Origin of the sequence: Bradyrhizobium sp. (genome assembly GCF_028868675.1) — a bacterium.
GTDB lineage: Bacteria > Pseudomonadota > Alphaproteobacteria > Rhizobiales > Xanthobacteraceae > Bradyrhizobium.
In genome coordinates this window covers 1-11817 of record NZ_JAGWUA010000151.1, presented here as the reverse complement: position 1 = coordinate 11817, position 11817 = coordinate 1, and the positions used below count along the sequence as shown (strand labels likewise).

At 66.0% G+C, this 11817-nt stretch carries 11 protein-coding genes; 2 read left to right on the top strand and 9 right to left on the bottom strand.

Going from position 1 to position 11817, the window contains the following annotated elements:
- The coding region (gltA, locus tag KGM94_RS18220) for a citrate synthase (protein ID WP_300262341.1) at positions 1–981 on the top strand (981 nt) is incomplete at its 5' end.
- Positions 982–1046: 65 nt separating this feature from the next.
- Here gltA and lpxB read toward each other — a convergent pair.
- From lpxB to lpxA, 3 genes are read right to left on the bottom strand one after another with little or no spacing between them, the layout of a single operon-like run.
- Positions 1047–2225: a lipid-A-disaccharide synthase gene (lpxB, locus tag KGM94_RS18215; RefSeq protein WP_300262339.1), complete on the bottom strand. Its 1179-nt coding sequence runs from the start codon at positions 2223–2225 to the stop codon at positions 1047–1049.
- Entirely contained in the window at positions 2222–3079 is an 858-nt protein-coding gene (gene lpxI, locus KGM94_RS18210) for a UDP-2,3-diacylglucosamine diphosphatase LpxI (protein WP_300262336.1), read from the bottom strand. Before lpxI ends, lpxB begins: the two co-directional genes overlap by 4 nt.
- A 19-nt stretch (positions 3080–3098) precedes the next feature.
- Positions 3099–3902, bottom strand: a complete 804-nt coding sequence (gene lpxA, locus KGM94_RS18205) for an acyl-ACP--UDP-N-acetylglucosamine O-acyltransferase (protein WP_300262333.1) — start codon at positions 3900–3902, stop codon at positions 3099–3101.
- A 140-nt stretch (positions 3903–4042) separates the two neighbouring features.
- On the opposite strand from lpxA, the gene KGM94_RS18200 reads away from it, so the two are divergent.
- Positions 4043–4375, top strand: coding sequence for a KTSC domain-containing protein (locus tag KGM94_RS18200; RefSeq protein ID WP_300262329.1), 333 nt, complete (start codon positions 4043–4045; stop codon positions 4373–4375).
- Between the two features lie 8 nt (positions 4376–4383).
- Here KGM94_RS18200 and fabZ read toward each other — a convergent pair whose 3' ends face one another.
- From fabZ to KGM94_RS18170, 6 genes are all read right to left on the bottom strand, one after another.
- Positions 4384–4842, bottom strand: a complete 459-nt coding sequence (gene fabZ, locus KGM94_RS18195) for a 3-hydroxyacyl-ACP dehydratase FabZ (RefSeq protein ID WP_300262324.1) — start codon at positions 4840–4842, stop codon at positions 4384–4386.
- Positions 4842–5909 (bottom strand): UDP-3-O-(3-hydroxymyristoyl)glucosamine N-acyltransferase, encoded by a 1068-nt coding sequence (gene lpxD / locus KGM94_RS18190; protein ID WP_300262321.1) that lies wholly within the window; start codon positions 5907–5909, stop codon positions 4842–4844. Before lpxD ends, fabZ begins: the two co-directional genes overlap by 1 nt.
- Before the next feature lie 32 nt (positions 5910–5941).
- Complete coding sequence (gene bamA / locus KGM94_RS18185; RefSeq protein WP_300262317.1) at positions 5942–8464, bottom strand: outer membrane protein assembly factor BamA; 2523 nt, start codon at positions 8462–8464, stop codon at positions 5942–5944.
- 176 nt (positions 8465–8640) lie between these two features.
- A complete protein-coding gene (locus tag KGM94_RS18180; protein ID WP_300262312.1) occupies positions 8641–9792 on the bottom strand; it encodes an RIP metalloprotease in 1152 nt (383 codons plus the stop codon).
- 44 nt (positions 9793–9836) lie between these two features.
- Positions 9837–11060, bottom strand: coding sequence for a 1-deoxy-D-xylulose-5-phosphate reductoisomerase (gene dxr, locus KGM94_RS18175; RefSeq protein ID WP_300262309.1), 1224 nt, complete (start codon positions 11058–11060; stop codon positions 9837–9839).
- Positions 11061–11064: 4 nt separating this feature from the next.
- Positions 11065–11817: phosphatidate cytidylyltransferase (locus tag KGM94_RS18170; RefSeq protein ID WP_300262306.1), on the bottom strand; the 753-nt coding region annotated here is incomplete at its 5' end.

Genomic DNA, 11817 nt, shown 5'->3' with positions numbered 1-11817 from the left:
GATAAGCGCGTCACGCACCACACCATGGTGCACGAGCAGATGGCGCGCTTCTTCCAGGCGTTCCGCCGCGACGCGCATCCGATGGCCGTGATGGTAGCCTCTGTCGGTGCTCTTGCCGCGTTCTATCACGACTCGACCGACATCAACGATCCGCAGCAGCGCATGATCGCTTCCATGCGGATGATCGCCAAAATTCCGACGCTCGCGGCGATGGCCTACAAATATTCGATCGGCCAGCCGTTCGTTTATCCGCAGAACCGGCTGCACTTCGCCGAGAACTTCCTGCACATGTGCTTTGCGGTGCCGTGCGAGGAATACAAGGTCAACCCGGTTCTCGCCGACGCGCTGGACAAGATCTTCATCCTCCACGCCGACCACGAGCAGAACGCATCGACATCGACGGTGCGCATCGCGGGATCTTCCGGCGCCAATCCGTTTGCCTGCATCGCGGCGGGTATCGCCTGCCTGTGGGGCCCTGCGCATGGCGGCGCCAATGAAGCGGCCCTCGCGATGCTCGGCGAAATCGGAACCGTCGACAAGATTCCGGAATTCATCGCCAAGGTGAAGGACAAGAACAGCAATGTCCGCCTGATGGGCTTCGGGCATCGCGTCTACAAGAACTACGACCCGCGCGCCAAGCTGATGCAGCAGGCCGCGCACAAGGTTCTGAAGGAAACCGGCCACGGCAACGATCCGTTGCTGCATGTCGCTATGGAACTGGAAAAGATCGCGCTGAGCGACCAGTACTTCATCGACCGCAAGCTCTATCCGAACGTCGACTTCTATTCAGGCATCACGCTGAAGGCGATGGGCTTCCCGGTCTCGATGTTCACCGTGCTGTTCGCTGTCGCCCGCACCGTCGGCTGGATCAGCCAGTGGAGCGAGATGATCGAGGACCCGCACCAGAAGATCGGCCGTCCGCGCCAGCTCTACACCGGCGTCACCCGCCGCGACTACGTCCCGATCGACAAGCGGAAGTAAAGTTCCGCACCCGCGAGGCATCTCGGACGGCGCCATCCCCAGCGATGGCGCCGTTTTCGTTTTCGCTAACCCCTGCGCTGCCACATCGTTGCCAGCACGATGTCGGCGGCGCGGGCGCTCGGCGGCTCCTTGCCGGTCGACATGATGGCATCGAGCTCGGCGAAAGCCTCACACTGCCGACGGCGCGCAGGCGAATCCGTCAGCACCTCGGCAAGGGCCTGTGCCAGTTTTTCCGGCGTGCAGTTCTCCTGCAAGAACTCCGGGATCACGTCCCTGCCGATCACGAGATTGGCGAGGATCACCGACGACACCCGGATCGCGCGGCGCAGGATGAAGGCCTCTAACCCGCCGACGCGATAGGCCGTCACCATGGGAATGCCGGACAGCGCGAGTTCCAGGGTCACGGTGCCGGATTTCGCAAGCGCGGCGTGCGCGACGCGGAATGCAGCGCGCTTCTCGGCCTCACCGACCGCGATCTTTGGTTGGACCGGCCAACCGGCGACGCCCTCGCGTACCGTCTGCTCGAGATGCGGCATGGTCGGCAGCAGCAATTCGAACGCGTGCCCCTCCGCCTGCAGCCGGCCGAGGGCTGCGCCGAACACGTCAAGATGATGCCGAATCTCGCTGCGCCGGCTTCCCGGCAGCACCAGCAGCACCGGCGGTTCGGAATCGCGGCGCGCCTGCTCCCGCGCGTTCGGCCGCAGCGAGGACAGTTGCTCGATCAGGGGATGGCCGACATAGCTGCAGGGCGGTCCGTGCAGCTTGCGATATTGCTCGGGCTCGAACGGCAAGAGCGCCAGCACGTGGTCGACATAGCCGAGCATGGCGCGTGCCCGCCCCGGCCGCCAGGCCCAGACCGACGGCGAGACATAGTCGACGATCGGGATCGCGGGATTGCGGGCGCGCACGCGGCGGGCCACGCGATGGGTGAAGTCGGGACTGTCGATGATGACGAGCGCATCGGGCGCGGCGTCGATCACGGCGTTGGCGGTCAGCCGGATCAGCCGCAGGATTTTCGGCAATTGCTGCACGACGGCCGCAAGGCCCACGATCGACAGCTCCTCGATCGGAAACAGCGAGGTGAGCCCCTCGCGCGCCATCGCGCGGCCGCCGACGCCCTCGAACCGGACGGCATCGCCGAGCCGCTGGCGCAGCACCTTCATCAGCGCGGCGCCCAGCCGGTCGCCGGATTCCTCGGTGGCGATCAGGAAAATCTTTCGCACTGGCGTGCGACCGCCCATCACGCCGGCACACCGATGACGAAGAGACGTTTGGCGTCGGCGGCCTTGATCATGGCCTGCGGCTCGGCGGCGATGGTGTTGCCGGCGGCGACCGCGATGCCGGCGAGCCCCGCGGCTGCGGCGCCCTCGACGGTGCGCGGCCCGATCGTGGGCAGGTCGAACCGCAGGTCCTGGCCGCTCTTGGGCATCTTCACCAGCACGCCACGGCCGTGCGCGGCACGGATCCGGCCGTCGTCGCGCAACCGCGCCACCCGCGCGAGCAGCGCGTCGGTGCCCTCGATATCCTCGACCGCGACCACGTGGCCGTCGATCGCGACGGCGGCCTGGCCGATGTCGAACGGGCCGAGCGCGGCCAGCACCTCGCGCCCGCGCGCAATATCCTGCCATGCGACGTCGCCGGGCGTCGATCGCGTCACGCAGCCTTCCGGCATCAACAGATCGGGCGCGACGTCCTTGATGCCGACCATGCGAAAGCCGTCCTGCTCGAGGATGCGGCCGACGCCGGACAGGAGGTGATCGTCGCCGCCGCGAAACGCGCCGATGACGTTGCCGAGCAGCCGCAGCGTCTTGAGGTCGAGCCGGATCTCCGACAGCGAGGGCCGCATCAGGCTGCCGATGAAGATCAGATCGCGGCAGCCCTCCTCGCGAAACAGCCGCGTCGCGCGGCCGAGCTGGCCGACCGAGATCCAGCGATGGCGGAATTTTTCCACCCGGACCGGATCGCAGGCCCCGCGCAGCGCAAACAGCACCGGCGTGACGCCGCGCGCGACGAGCGACTCCGCCACCGCGAACGGCATGGCGCCGCCGCCGGCGATCACGCCAACCGTCGAGGACATCGCAGGTGCCGCCGGGGTCATGGTCGCGGCCATCCCGAATTCAGCGCTTGCCGGCGTCGACGGCCGGCAGGCAGAGCGGACGATGCTTGCCCTTGCCGATGAAGTCGAGGATCTCGGCGATGGCGGGATCCTCGCCCGCCAGCGGCTGCGCCGCCTGCAGCCGTTCGGCGAACATGCCGGGGCCGTGGAACAGCTTCTGATAGAACGCGCGCACGGTCGCCAGGCGCTCTCGGGTGAACTTCCGCCGCTTCATGCCGACGATGTTCAGCCCCTCGAGCACGGCGTACTGGCCGTTGACGAGCCCGAACGGAATGACGTCGTCGCGCACGCCGCAGACGCCGCCGACCATGACCTGCGGGCCGATCCGCGTGTACTGGTGCACGGCCGACAGCCCGCCGATGAAGACGAAGTCGCCGATCTCGCAGTGGCCGCCGAGCGTGGCCGAAGTCGCGAAGATCACGTCGTTGCCGACATGACAGTCGTGACCGACGTGGCTGCAATTCATGAAGTAGCCGCGGTCGCCGACCCGTGTGACGCCGCCGCCGGCAACGGTGCCGGCGTTCATGGTGACGGATTCGCGGATGGTGCATCCCGACCCGATCTCCAGCCTGGTGAGCTCACCGCGATGGCTGAGCGACTGCGGCGGGGTGCCGAGCGAGGCAAACGGGTAGATCGTGCAATCATCGCCGATCGTCGTCTGCGCGGTGACATGGACATGACCGATCAGCTTGCAGTTGCGGCCGATGGTGACGTGCGGCCCGATCAGGCAATACGGCCCGATCTCGCTGCCTTCGCCGATCGCGGCGCCGTCTTGCACCCGCGCGGCGGGATCAATCTTGCTCATCAAGAAGGTTTGATTATGCGTTGAAGTCACTCGGTTTTCCGGTGGTTAGCGCGACTTTGCCCGGCCTGTCCAGTGACGTATGATCTCGGCATGTTTCAACGCCGGCTGCGGCAGGCGCGTTAACCGCTCCAGACAACGCAATGGTCAGAACCCTCGCCCTCCTGCTCGCGCAGATTCTCACCGCCCCGATCGTCTCCGAGACGGTCGAGATCGGCGGTCGCGAGGCCGTCGACCTCGCGACGTTCGAATGCCGCGACATCAACCGCAGCACCGTCCTGCAGCGCGTCTGCTACGACCCGGCGAAAGGCGAGCTGATCGTCGCGGTCGGCGGCGCCTATGATCGCTATTGCAACGTGCCGGCCGGCACCGCGGACGCGCTGGCGGGCGCGCCGTCGATGGGCCTGTTCTTCAACCGGAGCATCAGGCACGAGGCCTCGGGCGATCGCTACGCCTGCCGGGCGAAGCCGGGTTAGCGCCGCGCTCAATCCGTCAGCATCGCGCCGACGTCGGCTTCCGCGACGACCTGGCCGGCGACCTTGGCATCGCCGTGAAACCACCACATGGACTTGCGCCGGCCGAGCGAGCGCATGTGATATTCGATGGTGTCGCCGGGCAGCACGGGCTTGCGAAACTTGCACTTGTCGATGGTGAGGAAATACACTGCCCGCGGCTTCTCGGTACCCTCCACCGACTTGATGCCGATCACGCCCGCGGTCTGCGCCATCGCCTCGATCATCATCACGCCGGGATAGACCGGGCGCTCGGGGAAATGCCCCTGGAAGGCCGGCTCGTTGTAGGTCACGTTCTTGATGCCGATGCCGGAGTAGTCGGTGCGGATCTTGATCACCCGATCGATCAGCAGCATCGGAAAACGGTGCGGGAGCGTCTTGAGGATATCGTTGATGTCCACGAGCTCGAACCTGACCGGTGCCTCCTCCATCACTCCTGCCCCTCGTTCTTGGGATTGGTCATGCCGTCGCGCACCAGGCGCTCCACCGCCACGATCTCCCTGAACCACTGTTTGGTCGGCTTGGCAAAAAAACCGCCCCAGCGTCCGTTGGGCGGAATGTCGTCCTTCACGCCGCTCATGGCGGTCACCTGGGCTCCGTCGCCGATCTTGAGGTGATTGTTGATGCCCACCTTGGCTCCCAGCGCCACGTTGTCGCCGATCGTCAGGCTGCCGGCGAGCCCGATCTGGGCCGCGAGCAGGCAGTGCCGGCCGATCGTGACATTGTGGCCGATCTGGACCTGATTGTCGATTTTGGTCCCCTCGCCGATCACGGTGTCGCGCAGGCTGCCGCGGTCGATCGTGGTGCCGGCGCCGACCTCGACGTCGTTCTGGATCAACACGCGGCCGGTCTGCGGCACCTTCAGGTGCCCCTCGGGACCGAAGAAGATGAAGCCGTAGCCGTCCTGGCCGATGCTGCAGCCGGGATGGATCAGGACGTTGTTGCCGATCAGAGCGCACTGGATGGCGGTGCGCGCCCCGACGTTGCAGTCCCGGCCGATCTTCACGCCGGGCCCGATGACCGCCCCCGCCCCGATCACGGTGCCGCTGCCGATCTCGACCTCCGGACCGATCACGGCCAGGGGATCGACGATAACGCCGTCCTCCAGCCGCGCGGTCGAATCGATGATGGCGGACGACGCGATGCCGTCATTGCCGACCCAGGATTGCGGGCGCAGCGCGTCGCCGTGCCATTCGCGGGCGATCCTGACGAAGGCGTGGAACGGCTGCGCCACCCGCAGCACGGCCACATGCGCGGGCACCGTGGCCTCGAAGCGTGGGCTCACCAGGCAGGCGCCGGCCCGGGTCGCCCGAAGCTGGTCGGCATATTTGGGGTTGTCGAAGAAGGCCAGATGCATCGGGCCGGCTTCGTCCAGCGAAGCCAGGCCCGTGACGATCTGGCCGGCCCGCGACGGATCGACCAGCTGCGCCTTGGTCAGCGCGGCGATGTCAGCCAGCCCTGAGGCTGGCGGCTTCCTGAAGAACGTTGGCTGCGCCATTCCACCCCGTCGCGGCCCGGCTGGTGATCCAACTAGAACGTGGTACCGCCGCCGAACCTGAACTGCTGCACGCGGTCATACTTGCCCTTGGTGAGCGGCACGGCGTAATCGAAGCGCAGCGGTCCGAACGGTGACGCCCAGATCAGACCCACGCCCACCGATGAGCGGACGACTCTGCTGTCGTCATACACCAACCCGGTACAGGTTCCAGGCGTGTTCGGGTTGACGGTCGACGGCGTGCAGCCGGCCACGTTGACTTCGTTGGTCACGGTCCAGCTGGTTGGTCCTCGATAGTCGTAGAGACCGCCGGCGTCGGCATAGACTGCGCCCTTCAGGCCCACTTCCTTCGGCAGGAACCAGAACGGCATCTGCAGTTCGAGCGAAGCGCCCCAGTACTTGGTGCCGCCCAGCGCGTCCTGGGTGCCGTACGGGTTCAGGTCGCGCGGACCGATGCCGTTCGGGGCGAAGCCGCGCACGAGGTTCGGGCCCATCTGGAAGTGGTCGAGCATGCGCAGGTCCTTGCCGATCTTGTTGAGCATGCCGCCCTGCAGATGCACCACGCCGACGAGATCGGACACCAGCGACTGGTAGTACTTCGCGTCGAACGCCGTCTTCACGTAGGAGACGTCGCCGCCGACGCCGGCAAAATCCTGCCGGAAGTCGATCAGGAGACCGTCGGTCGGATTCTTGTTGTTGTCGAGCGTGTTGTAGTTCAGCGAGTAGCCGAGCGCCGAGGTCAGCGTCCTGCCGCTCGCAAGTTCCTTGCGCACCGGCAGCGAGGCTTCGCCATTGGCGTAGCAGCCGAGGCTGTTGAACGTCGAACTGAGATCGATCGGCGGCACCTGCGCGGCTGCGAAGGCCGGGCTGGTGTTGGCCGGAACGCCATTGTTGAGACAGTCCGTCAGATACGACGGCAGCGTGATCTCCTGGCGGTAGATCGAGTAGCGCAACTGCAGCGCCAGATCCTCCCGCAGGCTGAAGCCGAGGCGCGGGCTGAAGCCCAGCGTCTTGGTGCCGTAGGAAATGTAGCTGTTGGAGAGCTGCGTGCGCTGATAGAGGTCGAGGCCGAGCGCGACGCGGTAGTCCAGGAGATAGGGCTCGACGAACGACAGCGAGTAGCCGCGCGCATACTGGCCGTAGGTGAACGCCGCCTTGGCGAACAGGCCGCGGCCGAGCAGGTTGCGCTCGGAGATCGACACTTCGGCCAGAGCGCCGTCCGTGGTCGAGTAGCCGCCCGACACCGAGAAGTCGCCGGTCGACTTCTCCTCGAGATCGACCACGAGAATCACGCGGTCGCTGGAGGAGCCCGGCTCCGTGGTGATCTTGACCGACTTGAAGAAGTCGAGGTTCTTCAGGCGCCGCTCGGCGCGGTCGACCAGCGCGCGGTTGTAGGCGTCGCCCTCGGAGATGTCGAACTCGCGCCGGATCACGTAGTCGCGGGTGCGGGTGTTGCCGCGGATGTTGATGCGCTCGATATAGGTGCGCGGCCCCTCGTCGATGTTGAAGACGACCGACACCGTGTGCGCTTCGAAGTTGCGGTCGCCGCCCGGCCGCACCACGGCGAAGGCGCGGCCGCGACGCGAGGCCTCGATCTGCATTTCCTCGACCGACTTCTCGACGGCCTCGACGTTGTAGAGCGAGCCGACGCTGACGCGCGAGTAGCCGCGCAGCGCGTTCGCATCGAAATTGGGAATGCTGGAACGGAAGTCGACCGAAGCGACGCGGTACTGCTGCCCTTCCTCGATCTTGAAGGTGACGAGGAAGCCCTTGCGCTCGGGATCATATTCGGTGAGCGCGGCAACCACCTGCACGTCGGCGAAACCGTGCTTGAGGTAGAAGCGGCGAATCAGGTCGCGGTCGGCCTCGACCCGGTCCGGATCGTAGATGTCGTTGTTGCCGAGGAAGCTCAAGAGATTGCTCTCGTGCGTCTTGATGACGTCCCTCAGGCGATAGGACGAGTAGGCATTGTTGCCGATGAACTCGATCGACTTGACGCCGGTCTTGGCGCCCTCGTTGATCGTGAAGACGAGGTCGACACGATTGTTCGGCTGCTCGATGATCTCGGGCGTGACGTGCACGTCGTAGCGGCCGGAACGGCGATAGATTTCGGCGATGCGCAGCGTGTCGGACTGCACCATCGCGCGCGAGAAGGTGCCGCGCGGCTTGGACTGCACTTCGGCGGAGAGCTGCTCGTCCTTGATCTTCTTGTTGCCCTCGAAGGCGACGCGGCCGATCACCGCGTTCTCGACCACCGAGACCACGATCCGCCCTCCCGAGCGGTTGATCCGGACGTCCTGGAACAGGCCGGTCTCGATCAGGGCCTTCAGGCCGTCGTCGATGGCCGCCTGGTCGAGGTGGCCGCCGGGACCCGGCTTGAAGTAGGAGCGGATCGTCTCGACCTCGACGCGCCGGTTCCCCTCGACGACGATCGACTGAACGGTCTGGGCGGACGCCGACGAAGGCACGAAAACGGCCCCGACCGGGGCAAGCACCGGCACGCCGAACAGGATCAGGGTGGCAAGCAGGCCCCCCCGGACTCGCATTCCAAACTTCATGCGCAACGCGCCCTTATCATTCCAGTACCGGACCCAACCCCACGCCGATCCGGGAGATTCCCCAAGTTCATGCCGCTTGTAGCCAATTTCGCCGACGCCGCAAACGGCCGAGCGCGCCGCAATTCCAATTTCATTCCAAGACGTTGCCCATCGGCAACGTCACAAAAAAGCCCGCTTCACGATGCCGCCAGATGGAGGATGTCGTTGTAGGTCGCAAACACCATCAGCATCAGTACCAGTCCGAGCCCGATTCGAAATCCCATCTCCTGCGCCCGCTCCGACAGCGGCCGCCCCCGTATGGCCTCCACTGCATAGAACAAAAGGTGTCCACCATCGAGCAGCGGGACCGGAAACAGGTTCAGCAGCCCGATCGAGATCGACAGCACGGCGGCCAAGTGAATCAGCGCGGCGAGGCCGATGCTGGCGACCTGCCCCGAAATCTGGGCGATCCGTAAGGGTCCGCCGACCTGGTCGGCGGCTTCGCGGCCGGCAAAGACGCCACCGATATAGGCGAGCGTGCGGTCGATCACGAACCAGGTTTCCTTGACGCCGAGCCACAGGGCGGTCGCCGGATCGACCCGCTCGGTGACGGTGTCGCCGGCCGCGGTCTGGCGGGTAATTCCGAGCACGCCGAGGCGGTGCATGTTGCCGAAGGGGTCCTTCACCTCCCGCAGTTCCGGGGTGCCGGTGAGTTGGACGCTGGTGTCGCCGCGCTTCACGGTGAAAGTCAGCTTCTCGCCGGCGTGGGTTCCGACGATGCGCTGCATGTCGGAGAAGCTTCCGATCTTGGTATCGTCGATTGCGGTCACGACGTCGCCGACCTGGAAGCCCGCGGCCGCCGCAGCGCTGTTGGCCTCGATCTTGTCGACCCGGGCGGTGGTCGAGGGTTTGCCAAAGAAGGTGAACAGGCAGGTGAAGATCACGATCGCAAGAATGAAATTCGCGATCGGTCCGGCCGCGACGATCGCGGCGCGGGGGCCAACCTTCTTGTGATGGAAGCTGCCGTCGCGCTCCTCGGCCGTCATCGCGGCGAGCGTCTCGGCCGACGGCGTCGAGGCCTCGGTGTCGTCGCCGAAGAATTTGACGTAGCCGCCGAGCGGCACCGCCGAAATCTTCCAGCGCGTGCCATGGCGGTCGTTGAAGCCCACGAGTTCCGGTCCGAAGCCGAGCGAAAAGGTTAACACCTTCACGCCGCTCCAGCGCGCGACCAGGAAATGGCCGAGTTCGTGGAAGAAGACGACGATCGTGAGGACGAACAGGAAGGGGACGACGTAGCCGGTGAGCCCATGGCCCAACGTATTGAAACTATGCAGGAAAAACTCGGACATCCACTTCCCCTCAGCCGAAGCCCAAGGCTCCGGTCCCCAACCTTCTAGGATGCCTTTAAGGCAATTTGAGGCAATAGGGCGGCAGCCCTATTTCGCGCATTATGGTCAACGGCGATGGCGTCGTCGGCCGATGACAGAGGCGTCAGGTTGCCCCCCCTGATCCAGTCCTCCAGCGTCGCCTCCACCAGCCGCGCGATGGCGCCGAAGCGGATCTTGCCGGCGATGAAGGCCGCCACCGCGACCTCGTTTGCGGCATTGAAGACGGTGGTCGAGCCGCGGCCGGTCCTCAGCGAATCGTAAGCGAGCCGCAGGCCGGGGAAGCGCTCGAAGTCGGGCGCCTCGAACGTCAGCTGGCCGACCTTGGCGAGATCGAGCCTGGCCGCGGGTCCCTTGATGCGGTCGGGCCAGCCGAGGCAATGGGCGATCGGCGTGCGCATGTCGGGCGCGCCGAGCTGGGCCACCACGGAGCAATCGGAAAACTCCACCATGCCGTGGATGATCGACTGCGGATGCACCAGCACGTCGATCTCCTCGGGCGCCAGCGCGAACAGATAGGACGCCTCGATCACCTCGAGCCCCTTGTTCATCATCGAGGCGGAATCAATCGTGATCTTCTGGCCCATGCTCCAGTTCGGATGCTTGAGCGCCTGCGCCAGCGTCGCCTGCTCGATGTCGGCGCTCTTCCAGGTCCGGAACGGACCGCCCGACGCCGTGATGATGACGCGGACGAGCTCGTCGCGATTGCCCGAGCTCAGCGCCTGGAACAGTGCGTTGTGCTCTGAATCGGCCGGCAGGATGCAGGCCTTGGCCTTCGCCGCGCGCTGCATGAAGAAATCGCCGGCGCAGACCAGGCACTCCTTGTTGGCGAGCGCGACGGTGGCGCCGCGATCGACCGCGGCGAGTGCCGGCTTCAATCCGGCCGCGCCGCTGACCGCCGCCATCACCCAGTCGGCAGGCCGCGCCGCCGCCTCGATCACTGCGCTCTCGCCGCCGCCGCACGCAATGCCGGTGCCGGCCAACGCGTCCTTGAGCTCGGCAAGCTTGGACGCATCGCCGATCGCGACGAAGCGCGCGGAAAATTCCTTCGCCAGCTTCGCGAGCGCCTGCACGTTGCTGTTCGCGGTCAGGGCCTCGACCCGGTAGCGATCCGGCGAGGCGCGCAACAGATCCATCGTGCTGTCGCCGATCGAGCCGGTGGCGCCGAGGACGGTGACGCTGCGCGCGACCGCCGCCGCGGCCTTGTTGTTACGCAAAGGGACTGCGCTCATTCTCTCACCAAACCATAAGACCGCTTCCCGCGCCATGCACACCATGGCGGAGGAAACCGACGATCCAGGCCACGAAGATCGCGGCAATGAAGCCGTCCAGGCGGTCCATCAGACCGCCATGGCCGGGAATTAAGTGGCTGGAATCCTTGACTCCGAAGCGGCGCTTCACCGAGGACTCGAAGAGGTCGCCGCACTGCGAGACGACAGACAGGATCGCGGCGAGCGACAATAGCGGAACCGCCTTGCCAAGGCCGAAGGCGGCAAAGCCGGCGGCCACCGCAAGGCTGGCGCCGAAGCCGCCAAGCGCCCCGGCCCAGGTCTTCTTCGGGCTGACGCGCGGCCATAATTTGGGGCCGCCGATGCTGCGGCCGGCAAAATAGCCACCGATGTCGGTGGCCCATACCAGGAGCAGCACGAACATCAGTGCGGCAAATCCATTGACCGGATCCTGCCGCAGCAGCACGGAAGCCGCGAGCGCCGCCACCGCGTAGAGAAAGCCCGCCGCGGCCCAACCGCGCTTGCCGCTCGCGAGAAAGCCGATCCAGGCGAGCCCGAGGATGCCGATCAGGGATGCAAGCCCGAGCCAGCCCAGCGCAACGGCAAAGCCGATGACGGCGAGCGAGATCGTGCCGGAGGCGGTGACCGCCACCTGCCCTGCTCCGACTACGATCAGCCATTCCACGAACAGGCCGATCGAGGCCAACGTGACCAGCAGGGCCCACAGCCCGCCGCCGGCATAGGCCAGCGCGATCGCGAG

What these genes read in the sequence shown, in the direction of transcription:
- lpxI (WP_300262336.1), bottom strand. Translation starts at nt 3,079, where the DNA reads ATGACCCCGGCGGCACCTGCGATGTCCTCGACGGTTGGCGTGATCGCC.
- lpxA (WP_300262333.1), bottom strand. Translation starts at nt 3,902, where the DNA reads ATGAGCAAGATTGATCCCGCCGCGCGGGTGCAAGACGGCGCCGCGATC.
- KGM94_RS18200 (WP_300262329.1), top strand. Translation starts at nt 4,043, where the DNA reads ATGGTCAGAACCCTCGCCCTCCTGCTCGCGCAGATTCTCACCGCCCCG.
- fabZ (WP_300262324.1), bottom strand. Translation starts at nt 4,842, where the DNA reads ATGGAGGAGGCACCGGTCAGGTTCGAGCTCGTGGACATCAACGATATC.
- lpxD (WP_300262321.1), bottom strand. Translation starts at nt 5,909, where the DNA reads ATGGCGCAGCCAACGTTCTTCAGGAAGCCGCCAGCCTCAGGGCTGGCT.
- bamA (WP_300262317.1), bottom strand. Translation starts at nt 8,464, where the DNA reads ATGAAGTTTGGAATGCGAGTCCGGGGGGGCCTGCTTGCCACCCTGATC.
- KGM94_RS18180 (WP_300262312.1), bottom strand. Translation starts at nt 9,792, where the DNA reads ATGTCCGAGTTTTTCCTGCATAGTTTCAATACGTTGGGCCATGGGCTC.
- dxr (WP_300262309.1), bottom strand. Translation starts at nt 11,060, where the DNA reads ATGAGCGCAGTCCCTTTGCGTAACAACAAGGCCGCGGCGGCGGTCGCG.